The following is a 22,078-nucleotide window of genomic DNA, read 5'->3' as shown; positions in this document are numbered from 1 at the left end:
GACGAAGGACTTTGACACGAACGAGGAACGGGTGAGCACGTGCCGACCGGCAGGGTGAAGTGGTTCGACGCCGAGAAGGGTTTCGGCTTCCTCGCTCAGGACGGCGGACCGGACGTGTACGTCCGCAAGACGGCGCTGCCGAACGGAGTCGAGACCCTCAAGCCCGGGCAGCGGGTCGAGTTCGGCATGGCCGAGGGCCGTCGCGGGCCACAGGCGTTGCAGGTGAGGCTGGTCGAGACACCGTCGGTGCACGAGGCCACCCGCCGGCCGGCTGAGGACCTGCACAGCCTCACCGAGGAGCTCATCCGCCTCCTGGAGACCAAGGTGCAGCCGGATCTGCGCCGCGGCCGCTACCCCGACCGCAAGACCTGCAAGCTCACCGCGGAGGTGCTCCGCGCGGTCGCGCGCGACCTCGACGGGTAGCCGCGGTCACAGGCTCGTGTTCAGCACCCAGGTGGCGCGGGCCGGGAACTCGACCTCACCGGTGTCGGTGTTGGTCTGCACGACCGCGCCGAGCTGATGCACCTCGGCGACGAGCAGCCGGTCCGTGGGCTCGGGCAGGGTCAGCTCGTACTCGGTCCGCTGGTCCGGGCCGAACACCGGGGTGCGCCCGTCGGTGCGGCTGCCGTCGGCGCTGACGATCGAGAACACGATCAGCCACGGGCCGGAGGCGACCTCCTGCGGCACCCTGACCTGCACCGGAGTGCCCGGCGGCACGCGCAGCTCGACCGGGGCGTCGGCGTCGTCCTGGCAGTCGGTCAACTCGACCGTGCAGTACTGGGTGGGCCGCGCGGCCACCGTGCGACCGTCCGCGGCGAACGTGACCTGCGGCAGCTCGCCCGAGCTCGCGCTGCACGCGGTCACCGCTCCGGTCAGCGCGGCGAGGACGGCGAGGAGCAGGACGCGACGCACCCGGTCAGCTTCCCACCCGCGCCGTCGGGCCCGTCACGGGAGCCTGGTGGCGCAGGAACGGCAGCAGCGCGCGGCCCCGGGAGACCAGCGCCGTCTGGATCCCCGCGACCCCCACCACGGCCGCGACGACGCCGAAGCCGAGCGCGTAGCCGTCGTGCGGCAGCAGCACGCCCAGGGCGCCGCCGAACACCCACGACAGCTGCAGGATCGTCTCCGACCGGCCGAACGCCGAGGCCCGCGATTCCTCCGGCAGGTCGCGCTGCACGACCGCGTCGAGGCAGACCTTCGCCACCGCGCTGGTGGTCGCCGCGACCAGCGCCACGGTCGCGGCCAGCGCGATCCCCGGCACGAACACGGCGGTGACGGCCGCGGCCACCGCGACCGCGATGCAGCTGACGATCACCGTGTCGGAGTGGCCGAACCGCATGCGGGACCCGGCGAAGTTGCCGACGAACGAGCCGAGCCCGGCCGCAGCGCCCACGATCCCGATGAGGGTCAGCTGCTGGGCGGCGTCGACGTCCGGCTGGGCCTTCACCACGAACGCGACGAACAGCGTGAGGAACCCGGTGAGGACGCGGATCGCGCCGTTGCCCCACAGCGCCACGACCACCGAGCGGCTCATCGGCGTCTTGCCGCGGTGGATCCGCACGGTCGCCGGCACCTCGCCGGCGGTCGCCTCCACCCAGCGCGGGATGCGGAAGCACAGCCACGTGCCGACCGCGCACAGGGCGGCGGTGAAGTAGAGCGCGCCCGCCGAGCCCCACAGCCAGCTGAACCCGGCCGCGAACCCGCCGAACACCGCTCCCGAGATCAGCCCGAAGACGGTCAGCCGGGAGTTCGTCTTGACCAGCGTGATCGCCGTGGGCAGCACTCTCGGCGTCACCGCCGCCTTCAGCACGGTGCACGACTTCGACAGCACCATCGTGCCCAGCGCGGCCGGGTAGAGCAGCCAGGTGTCGTAGTTGAGCGCCATGACCACGGCGAGCACGCCGCGGCCGAAGAACGACACCGCCATCGCCGCGCGCCGCCCGCGCTGCAGGCGGTCGAGCAGCGGCCCGATCACCGGCGCCACGACGGCGAACGGCGCGACGGTGATCGCCAGGTAGAGCGCCACGTTCGTCTTGCTCTCCGCGGTGGCCGCCGCGAAGAACAGCGTGTTGGCCAGCGCGACCGCCACCGCCGCGTCGACCGCGTAGTCGAACATGTTCGCGTACGTCAGCGCGGTCAGCCCGGAGCGGTCGGCCCCGTCGGCGGTGGTGGCGCGGTGGAACGCGCGGATGCCCTTCTGGGTGAGCTCCCGGCTGCGCATCGCGGCCACCCGGGTGACCGTGAGCTTGCGGGGCATCCTCACGCCCGGCTCGGCCGGCGCGGGCTCCGGCTTGGTGACCTGCGGCTCCTCCCGCGGCGGGGCGGCGCGGGGCGGTTCCTCCGGCGGGACGAACGGCCGCGGCGGCGGTACCCGGCGGTGCTCGGCCGGGTCGTAGTCGGGATCGTCGTGCCAGGGGTAGCGGCGCCGCGGGGTGTACGCGGCCGGATCGGACCAGTCCCGGCCGGGCGGCGGCGTCCCGGGCGGGGTGGTCGAGGCGGGCTGGGCGGGCGGAGCGGCCCGAACGCCGGACAGCCACGACCGGCGCCCGCGGCGCGGCCCGGACGGTGACTGGCTCGGCACCTCCCCATTCTGACCCACGGCCGGGACGTCAGTCGGGCACGAACCGCACCCGGTAGGCGGCCGGCCAGAGCTTGCCCGTGAGCAGGTACTCGCCGGGGCCGAGCACGGCGATGCCGTTGAGCACGTCGGTGCCCGCACGCGCCTGCGCGGGCAGCAGCCCCGCAGCGTCGACGACGGCGGTCACCCGTCCCGTCGCCGGGTCGATCGCCACGATCCGCTCGGTGCGCCACACGTTGGCCCACACCCGCCCGTCGACGCACTCCAGCTCGTTGATCTCCGGCAGCGGCTGGTCGCCGAGGGTGACCGGCACCTCGCCGAGCTCGGTGAACGTCTCGGGATCGTGGAAGCGCAGGCGGGCGGTGCCGTCGGAGCGCACCAGCCGGGTGCCGTCGAAGCACAGGCCCCAGCCCTCGCCGTCGATCGGGACCCGGCGCAGCACGGTCAGCGTGGCCCGGTCCCACTCCAGCGCGTACCCGTCCTGCCAGGTCAGCTGCCAGATCCGCGGGCCGACCACGGCGATGCCCTCGCCGAACGCGCCGTCGGGCAGGTCCGCTGCGCGGCGCACCGCCCCGGTCGCGGGATCCAGCTCCCGCAGCTGTGACCGGCCGGAGAGCCCCGTCCCCTCGTAGAGGACGCCGTCGGCCAGTTCGAGCCCCTGGGTGAACGCCGTGCGGTCGTGCGGCTGCTCGGCCAGCACCTCCACCCGCAGCCGAACGACCCCCGGCGCGGCGGCGTCCGGGCCGGTCCCGGCGCCGGCCGGGGCGCAGGCCGCGAGGGCCACCAGGGCCGTTCCGAGCAGGGCCACCGACGTGCGTCGCACGGGGCAGAGGGTGGCACAATCCGTGCAGTGACCTCCGCTCCTGACTCCGACCACACCGCCGTGCTCGTCGCCGCGGTGGAGCAGGCCCGGGCCGCAGCGGTCGAGGAGGCCGTGGCCGACCTCGGCCCCGAGACCGGGGAGACGGCCGTCGGCGAGCACCTGCGCGCGTTCGAAGAGCCCGGCGGCGCCGTCACCCACCAGTTCGAAGCCCGCCAGCCCGGCTACCGCGGGTGGATGTGGACGGTCACGCTCGCCGGCGGCCACCCGGTCACCGTCAGCGAGGTGGTCCTGCTGCCCGGCGACGACGCGCTGATCGCCCCGCCGTGGGTGCCGTGGGAGCAGCGGGTCCGGCCCGGCGACCTGGGTGTCGGCGACCTGCTGCCGACCCGGCCCGACGATCCGCGGCTCGTACCCGCGTACGTGCAGAACGACGATCCCGCCGTCGAGGAGGTCGCCACCGAGATCGGCCTCGGCCGGGAGAAGGTGATGTCGCGGGAGGGGCGGCTGGCGGCCGCCGCCCGCTGGCACGACGGCCCGCACGGTCCCGACTCGGACATGGCCCGCGCCGCACCCGAGCGGTGCGGCACCTGCGGGTTCTTCCTGCCGCTCGCCGGTTCGCTGCGCGCGGCGTTCGGGGTGTGCGGCAACGAGTACTCGCCCGCCGACGGCTCGGTCGTCTCGGTCGAGTTCGGCTGCGGCGCCCACTCCGCCGTGCAGGTCGAGCAGGGCTCCCCGGTGGCGGTCGCGGAGCTGGTGTACGACGACGGGGTCGACATGGAGGTCGTCCCCGAGCACGACCCGGTTGTGGTGACCTCCTGAACGATCCGTTCGACACCGCCGCCCTGCGGGCCGCGGTCCTGCGCTCCTGGGCGGACTCGCCCACCCGGTTCCGTGAGGACGCCAACGCCGAGGAGGACCTGGTCCTCGGCGGCTACGCCGGCGCCTGGTTCGTCGAGCTCGCGCAGAACGCCGCCGACGCCGGGGCCCGCCGCGTCCGCGTCGCGGTCGTGGACGGCGAGCTGCGCGTCGCCAACGACGGCGCCCCGCTGACCGCGGACGGCGTGGCGGCGCTGGCGTCCCTGCGCGCCTCCGCGAAGCGGGACGACGAAGGCTCGGTCGGCCGGTTCGGGGTCGGGTTCGCCGCTGTCCTGCCGATCAGCGCCGAGCCGCGGATCGTGAGCACGAGCGGCGGGGTGGCGTTCTCCGCGGCGCGCACCCGGGAGGAGGTCGCCGAGATCCCGGTGGCGGCGGCCGAGCTGGCCCGCCGCGACGAGCCGCCCGTGCTGCGGCTGGTGTGGCCCACCGACGAGGAACCGCCCGCCGAGGGCACCGAGGTGCGGCTGCCGCTGCGGCCCGGCGTCGACGCGCAGCAGCTGGTCGAGCAGGCCGCCGCGCTCGCCCCCGACCTGCTGTTGGCGCTGCGCGGGCTCACCGAGATCGAGGTGGCCGGGACCGTGGTGCGCCGGGTCGACGACGGCGACGTGGTCACCGTCGGGGACCGGCGCTGGCGGCTGGCCCGCGCCGCCGGGGAGCTGGCCGACACCGACCGCGACCGGGCCGCCGAGCAGCGCACCCGCGCCCGCTGGACGGTGACCTGGGCCCTGCCCGTCGACGCCGAGGGCCGCCCGGTCCCGCTCGGGGAGGACGTCGCGCACGCCCCGACCGCGACCACCGAGCGGCTCGCGCTGCCCGCCCGGCTGATCGCGTCGCTGCCGCTGGAGGCCGATCGCCGCCGGGTCCGCCCCGGTCGCGCCCTCGACGTCGTGCTGGAGGGGGCTGTCGCGGCGTACGTGGACCTGGTGGCGGCCACCCCGCCCGAGCACCGCCTCACGCTGGTGCCCGAGGCCGGGTTCCCGCGCTCCCCGCTGGACGGGCGGTTGCACGAGCTGCTGCTCGCCGGGCTGCGGACGGCCGCGTGGCTACCGGCGCCGCGCGGTGAGCTGGCGCCCGGTCGGGCCGAGTGGCTGGACGTGCCCGGCGCGAGCCCGCGGCTGGTCGAGCTGCTCGCCGACGCCGGCCTGGACCGGATCGTCACCCCGGTCGCCGATCCTGCGCCGCTGACCGAGCTGGGCGTCCGCCGGATCGGCCCCGCCGAGCTCGTCGAGCGGTTGTTCGGGCCGGAGCAGCCGCTCGCGTGGTGGGCCGAGCTGTACACCGAGCTGACCGGGCCCGCCGAGGCCGTCCCCGGCCTGGTCGAGGACCTGCGGGCGCTGCCGGTCCCGCTGGCGGGCGACCGGGTCGCGGCCGGCCCGGCCACCGTGTTCCTGCCGCCCGACGAGCACGATGCCCCCGTGGTCGGTCCACTCGCCCGGCTGGGCCTGCCGGGGCTGCACGTGGCCGCGCTCGCCCATCCGCTGCTGGAGCGGCTCGGTGCCCGGCCCGCCGAGGCGTCGGCGCTGCTCGCGCACCCGGCGCTGGTCGAGGCCGTCGAACGGTCGCTGGACGACGCCGAGGCCGGACTGGATCCGCTGCCGCTCGCCGAGGCCGTGCTGGCGCTGGTGGAGCGCACCGGGGAGGCGCCCGAGGCGTTCCGGGCGCTCGCCCTGCCCGACGAGGACGGCCGGCCCGCGCGCGCCGACGAGCTGATGCTGCCCGATGCGGCGCTGCGCCCGCTGCTCGCCGACGACGTGCCGATCGACGTGATCGATCCGGAGCTGGCCGCGCGGGTGCCGCGGGCGGCGCTGGTCGCGGTGGGCGTCCTGGACGGGTTCACGGTGGTCGTCGACGAGGAGCCGACCGGTCCCGACCACGACCTCGACGGCGAGGACGAGTGGTGGGACGCCGCCGACGAGCCGCCTGCCCGGCTGGTCGCGGTCCGCGACCTCGATCTCGTCGCCGACGACGCCTGGCCAGGGGCGCTCGCGCTGATCGCCGACGACCGCGACGCCCGGGCGGCCGTGTTCGTCCCCGGCGGGTACACGGCGTGGTGGCTCTCCCGCCACGCGCGGCTGGGCGGGCGGCGGCCCGACCACTGGCGGCTGGCCTCGGCGCACGAGATCGCGGGCCTGTACGACGCGGTCCCCGCGGATCTGGACGAGGAGCTGCTCGCCGCGATCGGCGTGCGCTCCGGGCTGGTCGTCGCCGACCGGGAGAGCGCCGACGACCTGCTCGACCGCCTCGCCGATCCGACCCGCACCCCGGACGCCGCGCTCACCTCCGCTGCGCACGCCGCGCTCGCCGAAGCCGTCGCGGCCGGGCGCGTCGCCGCGGACGACCTCGCCCTGCCCGACCGGGTGCGGGCGCTGGACGGTTCGGTCGTCGACGTCGAGGTCGCCGTCGTGCTCGACGAGCCGTGGCCCGCGGCCGTCCTGCCCGCCGGGGAGCTGGTCATCGGCGGCGACCCGCAGGCGCTGGCCGAGCTCCTCGACCTGCCGCTGGCGACCGACGTGGTCGCGGGCGCCGTCGACTCCACCGGCACGCCGACCCCGTGGCGGGCGCTGGCCGAGGTCGTGGTGACCTGCGACACCCTCGGCGTCGAGGTGCCGGAGGGCGAGCTGGTCCTGCACGACGAGCTGTGGGTGCAGCTGACCAGGCCCGAGCCGGCCCGCCGCCGCGTCCCGGTGTGGCGGGACGGTGCGACCTGGCACGCGGAGGACCCCGTCCGCGCGCTGCTCGCCCTCCTCGCGGCATGACGCGCGCGACGAGTGACCCCCCGGTCCCGCCGCCGTGCTAGACAGGGGCCCGTGGGTTCACTTCCTCGGCGGGTCTGTCTGCTCTCGGTGCACACGTCACCGCTGGAGCAGCCGGGCACCGGAGACGCCGGCGGCATGAACGTCTACGTCGCCGAGACCGCGCGGCGCATGGCCGAACGCGGGATCGCCGTGGAGGTGTTCACCCGGGCCACGTCGTCGGAGCTGGCGCCCGTCGTGGAGATGGCGCCCGGGGTGCGCGTGCGCAACGTGGCCGCCGGGCCGTACGAGGGGCTCGCCAAGAACGACCTGCCCAGCCAGCTGTGCGCGTTCACCGCCGGGGTGCTGCGCACCGAGGCCCGCCACGAACCCGGCTACTTCGACCTCATCCACTCCCACTACTGGCTCTCCGGCCAGGTCGGTTGGCTGGCCCGCGACCGCTGGGGCGTCCCGCTGGTGCACACCGCGCACACCCTGGCCAGGGTGAAGAACGCCGCGCTCGCCGACGGCGACGAGCCGGAGCCGATGGTCCGGGTCATCGGCGAGGACCAGGTGGTGGCCGAGGCCGACCGGCTCGTCGCCAACACCGCCGAGGAGTACCGCGAGCTGGTCGAGCTGTACTCGGCTGATCCGCGCCGCACCGTCACCGTGCCACCGGGGGTGGATCTCGAGCGGTTCTGCACCGGCGACCGCGCCGCCGCCCGGGCCGCGTTCGACCTGCCGCTGGACGCGGTCGTGCTGACCTTCGTCGGGCGCATCCAGCCGTTGAAGGCCCCGGACGTGCTCCTGCGCGCGGCCGCGGAGCTGCTGGAGCGCGATCCCGCACTGCGCGAGCGGTTGATCGTCGTGGTCGTCGGCGGGCCGTCCGGCAGCGGGCTGGCCGAGCCGAAGGCGCTGCAGGAGCTGGCGCAGACCCTCGGCATCACCGACATCGTGCGGTTCCTGCCCCCACAGGGCGGCTCCGCGCTCGTCGACGTCTACCGCGCCGCCGACGTGGTGGCGGTGCCCAGCCACAACGAGTCGTTCGGCCTGGTCGCGCTGGAGGCGCAGGCGTGCGGCACCCCGGTCGTGGCGGCGGCGGTCGGCGGGTTGCCCGTCGCCGTGGCGGACGGGGTCTCCGGCCTCCTGGTTCCCGGTCACCGCAGTGAGCAGTGGGCCGACGCCCTCGCCGCCGTCGCGCTGGCGCCGGAGCGGCGCGCCCAGCTCTCGCTCGGCGCGGTGAAGCACGCGAACTCGTTCTCCTGGGACCGCACCGTCGACCGGCTGCTCGACACCTACGCCGACGCGGCTGCGGAGTTCCGCGCCCGGCAGAGCGAAGGAGTGTCATGACCGACGCGACCGACCTGGACTCCCGGCTCGACGCCGCGCTGGCCGAGCTGGAGGTCGACTTCCGCCGCCACGGGCCCGGCCAGTTCCTGGTCAAGCTGCCCGGTACGGCCCGGCTGGAGACGAACTGCTGGGTGATCGCGCGCCCGCAGTCGGTGTTCGTGCAGGCGTTCGTCTGCCGCAGGCCCGACGAGAACCACGAGGGCGTCTACCGGTTCCTGCTGCAGCGCAACGCCCGCCTCTACGGGGTGCACTACGCGCTCGACCGCATCGGCGACATCCACCTGATCGGTCGCATCCCCCACGCCGTCGCCGGACCGGAGGAGCTCGACCGGGTGCTCGGCCAGGTGCTGGAGGCCGCCGACGGCGACTTCAACACCCTGCTGGAGCTGGGCTTCGCCACGTCGATCCGGCGGGAGTGGGCGTGGCGCACCGAGCGCGGCGAGTCGCTGGCGAACCTCAAGGCGTTCGCGCACCTCATCGAGGATTAGTCCGGTAGTTTCCCGGAACCCCGTGCAACCCCCGGCCGGGCAGGCTCCGTCTGCAGGGTCGAGATCCCCGGCCGTCGGGGGGAACACGGGAGGCAGGAATGGCGCAGCAGAGCGGACGCCGGATCCGGCTCATCGCCGCGGTGGGGGCCGCACTCATCGTGCTGACGGCCGGGGTCTCCTGCAGTGCGGCGGAGAACGCATCGCCGGGTGCCGCGGGGGAGCGAGGGGTCGCCGCGGCACCCGGCCAGGACAGGGCCCTGGACTCCGCCCATGGATCGGCCACGGCCGAGCTGGCACCCGGGGGAGCACCCGGCCGCGGGGGCTCCCCGGAGGTGCCCGCCCAGCAGCTCGACGTGGAGCGATCGGTCGTGCGCACCGCCGCGCTCACCGTCGACACCGCCGATGTGGCGGCCGCGGTGCGGCAGGTGCGCAGCATCGCGGTCACCGCGCAGGGCATCGTCGCGGAGGAGCGGCAGACCGGTGGCAGCGGCGCGTCGCTCACGCTGCGGATCCCCGCCGACAGCCTCGACCGGGTGATCGACGACGTGGCAGCGCTCGGGAAGGTCACCGACCGGCGCTCGCAGGCCACCGACGTCACCGACCAGATGATCGACCTCGACTCGCGGGTGGCCAGCCAACAGGCCAGCGTCGAGCGGATCCGGGCGCTGCTCGCGCGGGCCGAGTCGATCGCCGACATCACCCGCATCGAGTCGGAGCTGGCTCAGCGGGAGGCCGAGCTGGACTCGCTGAAGAACCGGCTCGCCGCGCTGCGCGGCAAGGTGGCGCTGTCCACGCTGACCGTGGACCTGGTCGGGACCGGGGCCGCACCGCTGCCCCCGGCGTCGGACACCCCGGGCTTCCTGCAGGGCCTGGCGGCCGGTTGGGAGACGCTCGTGCGGATCGCGATCGTGGTCGGCGCGGTGATCGGCTTCCTGATCCCGTACCTGCCGGTGGCCGCGGTGATCGTCGGGATCGCCTGGTTCGTGCGCCGCACCCTGCGCCGGCGGGCGCCCGCGGTGGCCGGGGCGGCGGTCGGGCAGGGCGGCCCGGGAGCCGAGGGGGAGTAGTGACCCCGGGCCACCCTGCAGGTGCCGCGGGCCCGCTGAGCGACACGATCGGGGGCTTCGTGCCGCCGCCGACGCGGGAACGACGAGGGGCGCCTCCCGCACCTGGGCCGGTGGTGGTGACCACGTACGCGGCGCAAACACGATCGCAGTAACAGCGCGTGAGGACAACCCTTTCGGGCTACCCCTTCCGGGTGTTCTCTCCTGCTCCCGCAGGTGATCGAATGTGTCCGTAGCATGGTGTGATCCATCGCACGCAAGGGAGCGCTCCGCCGATGTCCTTCCGCAGCACCTACCCCGACGTCGAGATCCCGGACACCTCGCTCTACGAGTTCCTCTTCACCGACTTCGGCGACCGTGCGGACGCGCCGGCGGTGATCGACGGGCCCACCGGCAACGCGATCACCTTCCGGCAGCTGCACGAGCTCGTGGACAAGGTCGCGGCCGGGCTGGCCGCGCGGGGGATCGGCAAGGGCGACGTCGTGGCGCTGTTCGCGCCCAACAACCCGTACTGGGTGGCGGCCTTCCACGGCATCATCCGCGCCAACGCCACCGTCACCAGCGCGAACTCGCTCTACACCGCTCCCGAGCTGGTGCACCAGCTCAAGGACTCCGGCGCCCGGATGATCATCACGGTGTCGCCGTTCCTCGACCGGGCCAGCGCGGCCGCCGCCGAGGTGGGCATCCCGGACGACGCGATCATCACGCTCGATCCCGCCGAGGGCCGCACCTCGCTCGCCGAGCTCGCCGCTACCGACGCCGCTCCGCCCGCGCTGGAGGTCGGTGCCGAGGACGTCGCGGTGCTGCCGTACTCGTCGGGCACCACCGGCCTGGCCAAGGGCGTGATCCTCACCCACCGCAACCTGGTCGCGAACCTCTGCCAGGTGGAGCCGGTGTTCTCGGTGACGCCGGAGCGCCGGCTGCTGGCCGTGCTGCCGTTCTTCCACATCTACGGGATGACCGTGATGATGAACAACGGCCTCTACCACCGCTCGACGGTGGTGACGATGCCGAAGTTCGAGCCGCAGGAGTTCCTGCGCGTGATCTCCGAGCACCGCGTCGACTACGTCTACATCGCGCCGCCGGTCGCGGTCTTCCTGGCCAAGCACCCGATCGTCGACCAGTACGACCTGTCGTGCATCGACACGATCTTCTCCGGCGCCGCCCCGCTCGACGCCGAGCTCGGCCACGCCGTCGAGAAGCGGCTGGGCTGCCGGGTGCTGCAGGGCTACGGCATGACCGAGCTGTCGCCGGTCAGCCACGCCCACCCGTTCGACAGCACCTACGACCTCAACAGCGTCGGGCTCGCGATCCCCAACACCGAGTGCAAGCTCGTCGACCCGGAGACCGGCAAGGAGGTCGGCCCCGGCGAGCGCGGCGAGCTGTGGGTCAAGGGGCCGCAGGTCATGCGCGGCTACCTGAACAACCCCGAGGCCACCGCCGCGACGCTGGACGCCGACGGCTTCCTGCACACCGGTGACGTCGCCACGGTCACCGAGGACGGCGTCTACACGATCGTCGACCGGGTCAAGGAGCTGATCAAGTACAAGGGCTACCAGGTGCCGCCCGCCGAGCTGGAGGCGCTGCTGCTGACCAACCCGCGCATCGCCGACGCCGCCGTCATCGGGGTGCGCGACGAGGAGGGCGAGGAGGTCCCGAAGGCGTTCGTCGTCAAGCAGCCGGGCGCGGAGGACCTCACCGAGGACGAGGTCATGGCCTACGTCGCCGAGCGGATCGCGCCGCACAAGAAGGTCCGCGTGGTCGAGTTCATCGACGCGATCCCGAAGTCGGCGTCCGGGAAGATCCTGCGCAAGGACCTGCGGGCGCGGGAAGCGCAGAAGGTCTGAGCCGGATCAGGGTGGCGACGGGCCGCGGCGTGCGGGAGGCTCGCGGCATGGAGGACAACGCACCGGCCACGGTCACGCCGCTGCGGCCCGGCACCGTCGTCGAGCCCGCCGGGAGCGGACCCGTCGTCGCGAGCCGATCGGTGACGGGCAGCACCGGCGTCGCCGGCAGCGTCGCGGTCGCGGGTTCCGCGGGGGTCGTGGGGAGCGTCGCGGTCGCCGGCAGCGCCGGGGTGGTCGGCAGCGTTGCCACGTCCGGCAGCGCGGGCGTGGTGGCGAGCGTCGCGACCTCGGGCAGCGTCGGCGTGCTCGCCAGCATCGCCACGTTCCTCTCCGCCGGGATCCGGGCCAGCATCGCCACGGTCGCCTGCATCGGCTGCCGCCGCTGCATCGCGTGCGTCGGCTGCATCGACTGCGTGGACTGCATCGGCTGCGTGGGGTGCGTCGGCCTGCGCGGGGCGGTGGGCAAGCGGGGCGTGCGGGCGGCCTGACGGCTACGGCCGTTCCCACCCGTACTCGCGGGTGACGGTGGCGACCCGGACCCGGTAGGCCCGGTACCACCGATCCCGGCCCAGCCGCTGCGCCTCCCGGTGCTCGGTCACCTGCTTCCACGACCGCGCGCTCGCCTCGTCGCGGAAGTAGGCGACGGTGATGCCGAGGCCGTCGCGGGCCGACTCGATGCCCAGCAACCCCGGCTGCCGCGCGGCCAGCTCGGCCATCCGCGCGGACGTCTCGGCGTAGCCGTCGTCGCCGTCCGTCCGCAGCGAGGTGAAGATCACAGCCGTGTAGGGCGGTTCGGGGGTCTGCGCGAACTCCACCGGTCACATCCAAGTCGGCGCCGCCGCGCGCGGGCCAGCGAGTTCCCGACCCCGGTGCACCGGCTTTCCGCCACCGCTGCCGCGCCCGTACCGTGGAGGACATGCGCCCGGTGGTCGGACCATGACCGCCCAGCCGCTGGACCGGCTGGGCGCCCGTCCGCTGTGGGAGCAGCTGCTGGCGGACCTGCGCCGGCGGCTGGCCCTCGACGAGTTCAAGGACTCCTTCCCGGGTGAGCTCGCGCTCGTCGCCGAGTACGGGGTGAGCCGGCACACCGTCCGGGAGGCGGTGCGGCGGCTGCGCGAGGAAGGCCTGGTGATCGCCGGCCGGGGCCGCACCCCGCGCCGCGCGGACCGGGGCGTGATCGAACAGCAGCTGGGGGAGCCGTACAGCCTGTTCACCGCGGTGGAGGCCACCGGCCAGGTGCAGCGCAGCGTGGTCCACACGCTCGACGTGCGCGCCGACGGGGTGGTCGCGGCCCGGCTCGGGCTGGAGGAGTCCACTCCGCTGGTGCACCTGGAGCGGCTGCGCCTGGCCGACGAGGTGCCGCTGGCCGTCGACCGCGTGTGGCTGCCCGAGAAGCTGGCCGCGCCGCTGCTGGAGGTCGACTTCAGCCGCACCGGCCTCTACGCCGAGTACGCCGCCCGCTGCGGAATCCGGGTCACCGGCGGGAGTGAGCGGATCAGCGCGGTCGTGCCCGACTCCGCGCAGCGGCGCCTGCTGGGGATCGGCCCCGACGTGGCCGCGCTGACCATCGACCGGCTCGGCCTGGCAGGCGACCAGGCCGTCGAGTGGCGGCAGACGCTGGTGCGCGCCGACCGGTTCAGCGTCACTGCCCGGTTCTCGGCGTCCGACGGGTACCGGGTCGGTTGATCACCGTGGTTTCCCGATCGAGGCCGTAGGATCGCCCAGGTGACCGACCACGGTGAGCCGCGCTGGCTGGACGCCGAGGAACGGGCGGCGTGGCTGTCGTGGATCGCCGCCACCACGCTGCTGGAGGCCGCGCTGGACCGCCAGCTGCAGCGCGACGCCGGCATGCCGATGGCGTACTACCAGATCCTGGTCATGCTCTCCGAGGCGCCGGACCGCACGCTGCGGATGGGGGAGCTCGCCGACCGCACGCTGAGCTCGCACAGCCGCATCTCGCACGCGGTGTCCCGGCTGGAGGAGCGCGGCTGGGTGCGCCGCGAGACCTGCCCCGGCGACCGCAGGCGCACCTTCTGCACGCTCACCGACGAGGGTCTCGCGGTGCTGGCGGCCGCCGCGCCCGGCCACGTCAACGAGGTCCGCAAGTACCTGTTCGACCGGCTCACCCGGGAGCAGGTGCGGCAGCTCATGGAGATCACGAACGAGATCCGCGCCGGGCTGACCGGGGAGTTCGTCGATCCCACCGAGGGGGCCCCCGCCCACGTCTGAGGCAATGAAAAGGTAAGAGCATGTCGACCCTCGTGCTGCTCCGCCACGGCGAGAGCGTGTGGAACGCCGAGAACCTGTTCACCGGCTGGATGGACGTGCCCCTCTCGGAGAAGGGCGAGCAGGAGGCCCGCCGCGGCGGCGAGCTGATGAAGGCCGCCGGGCTGCTCCCCGACGTGGTGCACACGTCGTTGCTGCGCCGCGCGATCTCCACGGCGAACCTGGCGCTGGACACGATCGATCGGCACTGGATCCCCGTCCGGCGCAGCTGGCGGCTCAACGAGCGGCACTACGGCGCGCTGCAGGGCAAGAACAAGAAGCAGACGCTGGAGGAGTTCGGCGAGGAGCAGTTCATGCTGTGGCGGCGCAGCTACGACACGCCGCCCCCGCCGATCGAGCCGGGCAGCGAGTTCTCCCAGGACGGCGACCCGCGCTACGCCGACCTCGGCGACGAGATGCCGCGCACCGAGTGCCTGGCCGACGTCGTCAAGCGCTTCCTGCCGTACTGGGAGGAGGCGATCGTCCCCGATCTGCGCGCGGGGAAGATCGTGCTGCTCGCCGCGCACGGCAACTCGCTGCGCGCGCTGGTCAAGCACCTGGACAACATCAGCGACACCGACATCGTCGGGCTGAACATCCCCACCGGGATGCCGCTGCGCTACGAGCTCGACGACGACATGCGCCCGATCAAGCCGGGCGGGGAGTACCTCGACCCGGAGGCGGCCGCAGCGGCCGCCGCAGCGGTCGCCGCGCAGGGCCGGTAGGCCGCGCCGCGGCGGCCGGGTGAACCGGGGGTGAACGGCAGCGGAACTGTTGCGCTCCGGAGCGTCGTCAGCGTCACGAACGGCCCGCTGAGCTGGATCGATGGCGGGTCCGGCTGCATACGATGGCGCCATGACCGCCACGGTCGGCATCCTCCTCGCGGTGTGCGGGGTGGTGATCGGTTTCCTCGTCGGTCGCCGCACCGTCCGCCGCCGGACCGCTTCAGCCCGCCGGCCCGTCGCCCCCGGTCCCACCCTCGCCGATCTCCTGCAGCGGGCGTTCCGCACCACCGAGCAGGGGCTGGCGGTGCTCAGCCGGCACGGCGACGTCGTGCTGCACAACCCGCGCGCGGAGGTGCTGGGGGTCGTCGGTGAGAACCGCGCCGACCGGCGGGCGGTCGCCGCGGCCGAGCGCGTCCACGGCGAGTCCGGGCCGCTCGAGGTCGATCTCTCCCCGCTCGACCGGCGGGGCCGCCGCCCCGCATCGGTGCACGCCCGCGTGCGCCCGCTCGGTGACGGGTTCGTGCTGGTCGAGGCCGTGGACACCTCGGAGGCGGTGCGTCTGGAGGCGACCCGCCGCGACTTCGTCGCCAACGTCAGCCACGAGCTGAAGACGCCCGTGGGCGCGATGGGGCTGCTGGCCGAGGCGGTGCTGGACGCGGCCGACGACCCGGAGGCGGTGCGCCGGTTCGGCACGAAGATCGTCGAGGAGTCCACGCGCATGGGCAACCTCGTCACCGAGCTGATCGCGCTGTCGCGGCTCACCGGTGCCGAGCGGCTGCCCGAGATGCACACCGTGGAGATCGACGAGGTCGTCGACGAGGCGCTCGCGCGGACGCGGCTGTCCGCGGAGTCGGCCGACATCGCGTTCATCGTCGACGAACCGAGCGGGCTCACCGTGCAGGGCGACCGGACGCTGCTGGTCACCGCCCTGTCGAACCTGTTGGACAACGCGATCGCCTACTCCCCGCCGAGTTCGTCGGTGTCGGTCACCCGCCGCCGCAGCGGGGACTGGGTGGAGATCGCGGTGACCGACCGCGGCATCGGCATCGCGCCGGAGCACCAGGAGCGGGTGTTCGAGCGGTTCTTCCGCGTCGATCCCGCCCGGTCGCGGGCCACCGGGGGAACCGGGCTCGGCCTGGCGATCGTCAAGCACGTGCTGGCCAACCACGGTGGCGAGGTGCGGCTGTGGAGCCGTCTCGGCACCGGATCCACGTTCACGATGCGGCTGCCCGCCGACCCGGCCTCCCGCCGTGCGGACGAGCAGCCCGCCCAACCTGCCGCTGTCGGGGGGACGCCATGACCAAGGTGCTGATCGTCGAGGACGAGGAGTCGTTCGCCGATCCGCTGGCTTTCCTGCTCCGCAAGGAGGGGTTCACCACCTCCGTCGTCACCACCGGCCCGGACGCGCTCGCCGAGTTCGACCGCAACGGCGCCGACATCGTCCTGCTCGACCTGATGCTCCCCGGCATGAGCGGCACCGACGTGTGCAAGGCGCTGCGCACCCGCTCGTCCGTCCCGGTGATCATGGTGACGGCCCGGGACAGCGAGATCGACAAGGTCGTGGGTCTGGAGATCGGCGCCGACGACTACGTCACCAAGCCGTACTCGGCGCGGGAGCTGATCGCGCGGATCCGCGCGGTGCTGCGCCGCGGAGCCGAGAACGGGGCCGGCGACGGCGCGTCCGGCGTGCTGACCGCCGGGCCGGTCCGCATGGACGTCGACCGGCACGTGGTCGCGGTCAACGGCACCGAGGTGCCGATGCCGCTCAAGGAGTTCGACCTGCTGGAGTACCTGTTGCGCAACGTCGGGCGGGTGCTCACCCGCGGGCAGCTGATCGACCGCGTGTGGGGCGCCGACTACGTGGGCGACACGAAGACGCTCGACGTGCACGTCAAGCGGCTGCGGGCGAAGATCGAGGCCGATCCCGGCAACCCGAAGCACCTGGTCACGGTGCGCGGCCTCGGCTACAAGTTCGAAGCCTGAGCATCGGGCAGGACACGGCCGGATCACGGCGTGATCACGGAACGGGTAGGGTGACGCCGTGCGGCTCGGCGTGCTCGACGTGGGCTCCAACACCGTTCATCTGCTGGTGGTGGACGCTGTGCGCGGGGGCCATCCCACACCGATGACGTCGGAGAAGACCGAGCTGCGGCTCGCCGAGCACCTCGACGCCGCCGGAGCGCTCACCCAGGCGGGCGCGGACGCGCTGGTCAAGGCGGTCGAGCGGGCCCGCGCGGCACTGGAGGCCGCCGAGTGCGGCGATCTGCTGGCCTTCGCCACCTCCGCCCTGCGCGACGCCGCCAACTCCGCCGAGGTCCTCGCCCGCGTCCGCGCCGAGACGGGCATCGCGCTGCAGGTGCTGCCCGGTGTCGACGAGGCGCGCTACACGTTCCTGGCCGTCCGCCGCTGGTACGGCTGGTCCGCCGGGCAGCTGCTCGTGCTCGACATCGGCGGCGGTTCCCTGGAGCTCGCCGCCGGCCGCAACGAGCACCCGGCCGCCGCGGCGTCCCTGCCGCTCGGCGCCGGCCGGCTCACCCGGGAGTGGTTCACGAGCGATCCGCCGGGGCGCAAGGAGATCGACGCGCTGCGCGCCCACCTCGACGAGGAGCTGGCCCCGATCGCCCGGCGGTTGCGTGCGGAGGGCGAACCGGATCTGGCGGTCGGCACGTCGAAGACGTTCCGCTCGCTGGCCCGCCTCACGGGCGCGGCACCGTCGGCCGCCGGGCTGCGGGTGCGGCGCACCCTGAGCGCCAGTGGGCTGCGCCAGCTGATCGCGTTCGTGACCCGCATGTCCTCCGCCGACCTGGCCGAACTCGAGGGCGTGAGCCCGAGCCGGGCCCACCAGCTCGCCGCCGGCGCACTCGTCGCGGAGGCCACGATGCGCGCGCTGGACGTGCCCGTGCTGGAGATCTGCCCCTGGGCACTGCGCGAAGGAGTGATCCTCCGCAGGCTCGATCTGCTCGATGGGACGGCCCAGACCGACCGCTCGGCGCACGAGGGCCCGCATGCTCTTGGCCGCTTGACGACAACAGAGGCACGGTGTAGCGGATGACTTCCGAGACCGATCACCCCCGCCAGCGCACCGTCGCTGAGCTGCTCGCCGAGCACGGCGACGTGGCGGCGACCGGGCGTCGCCGCAGGCGGCGGGCCGCCGACGGTCCCGACGACGTCGAGTCGAGCGTCGGCTTCACGACCGGTGGCCCGTCCTTCGACTACGCGCCGCCGTCCGTGCCCGACCGCCGCATCCTGCGCCAGCCCGTTCCCCCGGACGAGCCGCTGCGCCGCGGCCCGGTCACGCCGCCGCCCGCGTACGACCGGCCGCGCGACATCCCCACCGAGCGCATGCCGCGCGTGCCGGACCTGGGCCCGCGGCGGTTCCCCGAGCCGTCCGCGCCGGCCACCCCGCCCGGGCCGTCGGCCACGGTCCCGCCGATGCCCGCGGCGGCCCCGGCGAGCCCACCCGGCCAGCAGACGCGCACCATGCGCGCCCCCGTCGAGCCCCCGGCGCCGGCGCGCCCCGCGGGCCCGCCGCCCGCCGACCCGTGGGCGCGCGCCCGCCCCGAGCGGCGCCCCGACGACGACGGGGGCCCGCCCACGCAGGCCGGCGTCCCGCCGCTCGACGACGACTACGACGAGCCGTACGGCCGTCGCGGCGCTGCCGCCGCGCCGGGTGGGCCGCGTGGTCGCCGGGCGGGCTACGACGACGACCTCGACGGCTACGAGGACGAGTTCGACTCGGGGTACGACTCCGACTTGGACTCGGACGACTTCGACGACTCCGAGCTCGAGGCCGCCCGCGTGGCGGACGACGACGAGGCCGAGGAGACGTCCGGCAGTCGGACGCGCCGCCGCCGGGCGGCCGACGAGGAGGCGCCCGCCACGCAGTCGTGGGGTGCGGTCGTCGCGCAGTGGATCATCGGTGCGATCGGCGGCGCCCTGCTGTGGGTGGCGTTCCGCTTCCTGTGGCGGGACCTGATGGTGGTGGCGATCTTCGCCGCGATCCTGGTCACCGCCGGGCTGGTGTACGTGGTGCGGAACCTGCTGCGCACCACCGACACCCGCACCACCGCGTTCGCCGTAGGGGTGGGGTTGTTGCTCACGGTCTCACCCGTGTTGCTGATCCTGTTGGGGAAGTGACCGCGCAGGTCGCGCTGTCCACGGCGGCGGCGTACCCGGAGCCGACGAGGGCGGCCTTCGAGCTGGCTGCCGAGCTGGGCTACGACGGCGTCGAGCTGATGGTGTGGGCGGACGCGGCCAGCCAGGAGGTCGCGTCGGTGGAGCGGCTCTCCCGCACGTACGGGGTCCCGGTGCTGGCCGTTCACGCCCCGTGCCTGCTGGTCACCCAGCGGGTGTGGACGCCCGATCCGGTGCTGCGGCTGCGCCGCTCGATCGAGATGGCGTCGATCGTCGGTGCTCGGACGGTCGTGATCCATCCGCCGTTCCGCTGGCAGCGCCGCTACGCGGACGCCTTCCCCGACGAGGTCGCCGCCGGCCGGGACTCCGGCGTCGCGGTGGCCGTCGAGAACATGTACCCGGTGGTGCGGGGCCGCGTGCGCTCCGTGCCGTACACACCGGGCTTCGACCCCACGGAGACCGGCTACGAGCACTACACGCTCGATCTCTCGCACACGGCAGCGTCCGGGCAGGACGCGCTGGCGCTGCTCGACCGCATGGGTTCCGGGCTCGCCCACGTCCACCTGGCCGACGGCAGCGGCCGGCCGCGCGACGAGCACCTGGTGCCCGGGCGCGGCAGCCAGCCGTGCGCTGAGGTGTGCTCCCGGTTGGCCGAGCAGGACTGGTCGGGCACCGTGGTGCTGGAGGTGAGCACGCGCCGCTGCCGCACCCGCTACGAGCGGGCCGAGGTGCTGGCCGAGTCGCTGCTGTTCGCCCGCCTGCACCTGACCCGATCGGACGGACAGGGCGTCGACAACGTCACATCGTCGTCCGCCGATCGCGGGTGATAGACACGGCTGGTGGCACCACAGCAGACGGCTCCCCCGTTCAGTGGCGCGCTCGCCGTCCGACCGGCCGGGGACGGCCGCTTCGAAGCGGAGCTGGGCACGACGTGGACCGTCGGGCCCAAGGCGCACGGCGGTCTGATGATGGCGCTGATGGCCAAGGCGGCCCTGCTCCGGCTGGCCGACGAGGCGCCGGGCACGGCGCCCGATCCGCTCGCCGTGGCCGCCGACTTCCTGCGGGCCCCCGATCCGGGCCCGGTGACGCTCACGACCGACGTGGTGAAGATCGGCCGCACCGCGTCCGTGGTCGCCGTGCAGATGATCCAGAACGACAAGCCGATGCTCTCGGCGTCGGTGACGGCGGGCCGGCTGCCCGACGACGAGCCCGCGTGGGCGGAGGTGCCGGACCTGCCCGCCGAGCCGCCCGAGGACGCGATGGCGCCGTACAACGAGCGGCTGCCCACCGGCATCTCGAGCGCCTGCGAGCTGCGCTACGTCGGCGCGACGCTGCCGTTCACCCGCGGTGAGACCGGCCCACCGGTCATCGAGGGCTGGGTGCGCCCGCTCGGTGAGGAACCGGACGTGCTGTTCGCGCTGGTGGCGGGCGACATCATGCCGCCGACCCTGTTCAACGTCCTGGGCCGGATCGGCTGGGCGCCGACCGTGCAGCTGACCGCGCTGCTGCGGGCCCGCCCGGCGCCCGGTTGGCTGCGGCTGCGGTCGCGGGCGACCCTGATCGCCGGGGACCAGTTCGACGAGGACTGCACGGTCGTCGACTCGGCGGGCCGGATCGTCTGCCAGGCCCGCCAGCTCGCCCTCGCCCCCCGCTGAGCCGACCCGGCCCCGCCGCCGGAGAGGCGGCGCGCAGTACCGTCGTCGCATGACGCGGATCGCGGTGATCGGTGCAGGGAAGATCGGCGAGGCGCTGCTGGTCGGGCTGCTCGGGGCCGGCCACGCGCCGGACGAACTGGTGTTCACCGAGCGCTACCCGGAGCGGGCGGAGGAGCTCTCGGCGAAGCTCGGGGTGAAGGCGGTCGACGTGTCGACCGCGGGCTCGACGGCCGACGTGGTGGTGGTCGCCGTGAAGCCGCAGGACATCGATCCCGTCCTGGCCGAGCTGGGACCGGCGCTGCGGCCGCAGACGCTCGTCGTATCGCTGTGCGCCGGGCTGCCGACGAAGCTGTACGAGGACGCGCTGCCCGCCGGCACCCCGGTCGTGCGGGTCATGCCGAACACCCCGATGGTGGTGGGTGAGGCGATGAGCGCGGTTTCGCCGGGCACGCACGCCACCGAGGAGCACCTGAGCACCGTGGAGAAGATGCTCGGCTCCGTCGGCCGGGTGGTGCGGGTGCCGGAGTCACAGCAGGACGCGGTCACCGCGCTCTCCGGGTCCGGCCCGGCGTACTTCTTCTACCTGGTCGAGGCCATGATCGATGCCGGCATCCTGCTCGGCCTGCCGCGCGCGGTGGCCGCCGACCTGATCGTGCAGTCGGCGTTCGGCGCGGCCCGCATGCTGCGCGAGACCGATGACCACCCGGTGATCCTCCGCGAGGCCGTGACCTCCCCTGCGGGTACCACGATCGCGGCCATCCGCGAGCTGGAGCGACACGGAGTGCGCGCGGCGCTCATCGCCGCGATCGAGGCCGCGCGGGACCGTTCGGTCGAACTGGGCAAGCACTAGGGTCGGACGGTCGGTCGATCACCGACCGATCGGACGACACGTCTCACCCTGGCGCGCGGCTTGAGCGCTCGCCCGGGTAGAGCGGCCGGTCGTGCTCGTCACACCGGTCCCGCTAGACTCAGCTGACACGCCTGCACCCGGTCGAGCGACCGGGCCCGGTGAGACCTGAAGGCGGTGATCGGATGGCGGCCGATGAGCCCGAGATCCACCTCGCCCAGATGCAGTTCCTCACGGTGGCCGAGGTCGCGGCGATGATGCGTGTGTCCAAGATGACCGTGTACCGCCTGGTGCACTCCGGGGAGCTCCCGGCGGCGCGGGTGGGCCGGTCGTTCCGGGTGCCGCGCAACGCCGTCGAGGACTACCTGCGCAACGCCTACTTCGACGCGGGGTAGATCAGACCTGTTCACCGGACCGTACGACCGGACCGGTAGCATGGGCGTCCGGTCGTCGTCCCGTCCTGCGCGTTCGCGCGCCAGCGCGGGCGGGGCACCTTTCCGTCGTACCGAGGTAGATCGAGAAGGTCACGCATGGGTTCCGTCATCAAGAAGCGCCGCAAGCGGATGTCGAAGAAGAAGCACCGCAAGCTCCTCCGCAAGACCCGCGTGCAGCGTCGCAAGCTCGGCAAGTGAGCCTGCCCCCGGGGTGCGTCCGGTCACTCATCGCGTCGTGTGAGTGACCCGGGGTCGCCCCG

At 74.1% G+C, this 22,078-nt stretch carries 24 protein-coding genes; 20 read left to right on the top strand and 4 right to left on the bottom strand.

Translation table 11 applies throughout. The features are described from left to right. Positions 1-39 precede the first annotated feature (39 nt). On the top strand, positions 40-423 hold the full coding sequence (locus BUE41_RS32725; RefSeq protein ID WP_073459285.1) for a cold-shock protein: 384 nt from the start codon (positions 40-42) through the stop codon (positions 421-423). Positions 424-429: 6 nt separating this feature from the next. On the opposite strand, the gene BUE41_RS22830 is transcribed toward BUE41_RS32725, so the two are convergent. From BUE41_RS22830 to BUE41_RS22820, 3 genes are read right to left on the bottom strand one after another with little or no spacing between them, the layout of a single operon-like run. Continuing rightward, positions 430-912, bottom strand: coding sequence for a DUF2771 family protein (locus tag BUE41_RS22830; RefSeq protein WP_073459283.1), 483 nt, complete (start codon positions 910-912; stop codon positions 430-432). A 4-nt stretch (positions 913-916) separates the two neighbouring features. Further along, on the bottom strand, positions 917-2,581 hold the full coding sequence (locus BUE41_RS22825) for an MFS transporter (RefSeq protein ID WP_234997493.1): 1,665 nt from the start codon (positions 2,579-2,581) through the stop codon (positions 917-919). A 28-nt stretch (positions 2,582-2,609) separates the two neighbouring features. Beyond that, the gene (locus tag BUE41_RS22820; RefSeq protein ID WP_084755675.1) at positions 2,610-3,401 is read right to left on the bottom strand and encodes a glutaminyl-peptide cyclotransferase; all 792 of its coding nucleotides are present in this window, start codon (positions 3,399-3,401) and stop codon (positions 2,610-2,612) included. Positions 3,402-3,428: 27 nt separating this feature from the next. Here BUE41_RS22820 and BUE41_RS22815 point away from each other — a divergent pair, with 27 nt between their 5' ends. The 7 genes from BUE41_RS22815 (at position 3,429) to BUE41_RS22785 (ending at position 12,246) form a co-directional block, all read left to right on the top strand. Then, a complete protein-coding gene (locus BUE41_RS22815; RefSeq protein ID WP_327194779.1) occupies positions 3,429-4,220 on the top strand; it encodes a DUF3027 domain-containing protein in 792 nt (263 codons plus the stop codon). Continuing rightward, entirely contained in the window at positions 4,217-7,033 is a 2,817-nt protein-coding gene (locus tag BUE41_RS32500) for a sacsin N-terminal ATP-binding-like domain-containing protein (protein WP_073459369.1), read from the top strand. The genes BUE41_RS22815 and BUE41_RS32500 overlap by 4 nt, the downstream gene beginning before the upstream one ends. Positions 7,034-7,084: 51 nt before the next feature. Further along, entirely contained in the window at positions 7,085-8,359 is a 1,275-nt protein-coding gene (gene mshA, locus BUE41_RS22805) for a D-inositol-3-phosphate glycosyltransferase (RefSeq protein ID WP_073459279.1), read from the top strand. Continuing rightward, positions 8,356-8,847: a type III secretion system chaperone family protein gene (locus BUE41_RS22800; protein ID WP_073459277.1), complete on the top strand. Its 492-nt coding sequence runs from the start codon at positions 8,356-8,358 to the stop codon at positions 8,845-8,847. Before mshA ends, BUE41_RS22800 begins: the two co-directional genes overlap by 4 nt. 98 nt (positions 8,848-8,945) lie before the next feature. Continuing rightward, a complete protein-coding gene (locus tag BUE41_RS22795; RefSeq protein ID WP_073459276.1) occupies positions 8,946-9,914 on the top strand; it encodes a DUF4349 domain-containing protein in 969 nt (322 codons plus the stop codon). A gap of 272 nt (positions 9,915-10,186) precedes the next feature. Next, complete coding sequence (locus BUE41_RS22790; RefSeq protein WP_073459274.1) at positions 10,187-11,758, top strand: 4-coumarate--CoA ligase family protein; 1,572 nt, start codon at positions 10,187-10,189, stop codon at positions 11,756-11,758. A gap of 47 nt (positions 11,759-11,805) precedes the next feature. Then, positions 11,806-12,246, top strand: a complete 441-nt coding sequence (locus tag BUE41_RS22785; RefSeq protein WP_200804066.1) for a hypothetical protein — start codon at positions 11,806-11,808, stop codon at positions 12,244-12,246. Between the two features lie 3 nt (positions 12,247-12,249). Here the strand turns inward: BUE41_RS22785 and BUE41_RS22780 are convergent, their stop codons facing one another. Beyond that, positions 12,250-12,573, bottom strand: coding sequence for an antibiotic biosynthesis monooxygenase family protein (locus BUE41_RS22780; RefSeq protein ID WP_073459272.1), 324 nt, complete (start codon positions 12,571-12,573; stop codon positions 12,250-12,252). 121 nt (positions 12,574-12,694) lie between these two features. On the opposite strand from BUE41_RS22780, the gene BUE41_RS22775 reads away from it, so the two are divergent. The 12 genes from BUE41_RS22775 to BUE41_RS22720 all read left to right on the top strand — a co-directional run bounded on the left by BUE41_RS22775 (position 12,695) and on the right by BUE41_RS22720 (position 22,016). Continuing rightward, positions 12,695-13,444, top strand: coding sequence for a GntR family transcriptional regulator (locus BUE41_RS22775; protein WP_073459270.1), 750 nt, complete (start codon positions 12,695-12,697; stop codon positions 13,442-13,444). 39 nt (positions 13,445-13,483) lie between these two features. Further along, positions 13,484-13,987 carry a MarR family winged helix-turn-helix transcriptional regulator gene (locus tag BUE41_RS22770; protein WP_084755651.1) on the top strand — a complete coding sequence of 168 codons (504 nt, stop codon included), beginning with the start codon at positions 13,484-13,486 and terminating at the stop codon, positions 13,985-13,987. Positions 13,988-14,007: 20 nt separating this feature from the next. Further along, positions 14,008-14,748 carry a phosphoglyceromutase gene (locus BUE41_RS22765; RefSeq protein WP_073459267.1) on the top strand — a complete coding sequence of 247 codons (741 nt, stop codon included), beginning with the start codon at positions 14,008-14,010 and terminating at the stop codon, positions 14,746-14,748. A gap of 130 nt (positions 14,749-14,878) precedes the next feature. Next, the gene (locus tag BUE41_RS22760; RefSeq protein ID WP_084755649.1) at positions 14,879-16,048 is read left to right on the top strand and encodes a sensor histidine kinase; all 1,170 of its coding nucleotides are present in this window, start codon (positions 14,879-14,881) and stop codon (positions 16,046-16,048) included. Beyond that, the gene (locus tag BUE41_RS22755; protein WP_073459263.1) at positions 16,045-16,731 is read left to right on the top strand and encodes a response regulator transcription factor; all 687 of its coding nucleotides are present in this window, start codon (positions 16,045-16,047) and stop codon (positions 16,729-16,731) included. The genes BUE41_RS22760 and BUE41_RS22755 overlap by 4 nt, the downstream gene beginning before the upstream one ends. Positions 16,732-16,789: 58 nt before the next feature. Then, positions 16,790-17,800: a Ppx/GppA phosphatase family protein gene (locus BUE41_RS22750; RefSeq protein ID WP_084755647.1), complete on the top strand. Its 1,011-nt coding sequence runs from the start codon at positions 16,790-16,792 to the stop codon at positions 17,798-17,800. After that, complete coding sequence (locus BUE41_RS22745; protein WP_073459261.1) at positions 17,797-18,885, top strand: hypothetical protein; 1,089 nt, start codon at positions 17,797-17,799, stop codon at positions 18,883-18,885. Before BUE41_RS22750 ends, BUE41_RS22745 begins: the two co-directional genes overlap by 4 nt. Next, positions 18,882-19,709 carry a sugar phosphate isomerase/epimerase family protein gene (locus BUE41_RS22740; RefSeq protein ID WP_073459259.1) on the top strand — a complete coding sequence of 276 codons (828 nt, stop codon included), beginning with the start codon at positions 18,882-18,884 and terminating at the stop codon, positions 19,707-19,709. Before BUE41_RS22745 ends, BUE41_RS22740 begins: the two co-directional genes overlap by 4 nt. A gap of 12 nt (positions 19,710-19,721) precedes the next feature. Beyond that, on the top strand, positions 19,722-20,537 hold the full coding sequence (locus BUE41_RS22735; protein WP_200804065.1) for a thioesterase family protein: 816 nt from the start codon (positions 19,722-19,724) through the stop codon (positions 20,535-20,537). A 49-nt stretch (positions 20,538-20,586) separates the two neighbouring features. Further along, a complete protein-coding gene (proC, locus tag BUE41_RS22730) occupies positions 20,587-21,387 on the top strand; it encodes a pyrroline-5-carboxylate reductase (RefSeq protein ID WP_073459256.1) in 801 nt (266 codons plus the stop codon). A 182-nt stretch (positions 21,388-21,569) separates the two neighbouring features. Continuing rightward, positions 21,570-21,779 (top strand): helix-turn-helix domain-containing protein, encoded by a 210-nt coding sequence (locus tag BUE41_RS22725; RefSeq protein ID WP_073459254.1) that lies wholly within the window; start codon positions 21,570-21,572, stop codon positions 21,777-21,779. Positions 21,780-21,914: 135 nt separating this feature from the next. Then, positions 21,915-22,016: a 30S ribosomal protein bS22 gene (locus BUE41_RS22720; protein WP_010241351.1), complete on the top strand. Its 102-nt coding sequence runs from the start codon at positions 21,915-21,917 to the stop codon at positions 22,014-22,016. The last annotated feature ends 62 nt before the right edge of the window (positions 22,017-22,078 follow it).

It is taken from the genome of Pseudonocardia thermophila (assembly GCF_900142365.1).
Taxonomy (GTDB): Bacteria; Actinomycetota; Actinomycetes; order Mycobacteriales; family Pseudonocardiaceae; genus Pseudonocardia; species Pseudonocardia thermophila.
Note: the sequence above shows the minus strand (reverse complement) of the source record. Positions and strands in the feature narration are given on the sequence as shown.

Excerpts from the sequence above, each read along its gene's own strand:
- BUE41_RS22725 (WP_073459254.1), top strand. The coding sequence starts at position 21,570 with ATGGCGGCCGATGAGCCCGAGATCCACCTCGCCCAGATGCAGTTCCTC.
- BUE41_RS22795 (WP_073459276.1), top strand. The coding sequence starts at position 8,946 with ATGGCGCAGCAGAGCGGACGCCGGATCCGGCTCATCGCCGCGGTGGGG.
- proC (WP_073459256.1), top strand. The coding sequence starts at position 20,587 with ATGACGCGGATCGCGGTGATCGGTGCAGGGAAGATCGGCGAGGCGCTG.
- BUE41_RS22765 (WP_073459267.1), top strand. The coding sequence starts at position 14,008 with ATGTCGACCCTCGTGCTGCTCCGCCACGGCGAGAGCGTGTGGAACGCC.
- BUE41_RS22760 (WP_084755649.1), top strand. The coding sequence starts at position 14,879 with ATGACCGCCACGGTCGGCATCCTCCTCGCGGTGTGCGGGGTGGTGATC.
- BUE41_RS22720 (WP_010241351.1), top strand. The coding sequence starts at position 21,915 with ATGGGTTCCGTCATCAAGAAGCGCCGCAAGCGGATGTCGAAGAAGAAG.
- BUE41_RS22790 (WP_073459274.1), top strand. The coding sequence starts at position 10,187 with ATGTCCTTCCGCAGCACCTACCCCGACGTCGAGATCCCGGACACCTCG.
- BUE41_RS22800 (WP_073459277.1), top strand. The coding sequence starts at position 8,356 with ATGACCGACGCGACCGACCTGGACTCCCGGCTCGACGCCGCGCTGGCC.
- BUE41_RS22745 (WP_073459261.1), top strand. The coding sequence starts at position 17,797 with ATGACTTCCGAGACCGATCACCCCCGCCAGCGCACCGTCGCTGAGCTG.
- BUE41_RS22775 (WP_073459270.1), top strand. The coding sequence starts at position 12,695 with ATGACCGCCCAGCCGCTGGACCGGCTGGGCGCCCGTCCGCTGTGGGAG.
- BUE41_RS22755 (WP_073459263.1), top strand. The coding sequence starts at position 16,045 with ATGACCAAGGTGCTGATCGTCGAGGACGAGGAGTCGTTCGCCGATCCG.
- BUE41_RS22785 (WP_200804066.1), top strand. The coding sequence starts at position 11,806 with ATGGAGGACAACGCACCGGCCACGGTCACGCCGCTGCGGCCCGGCACC.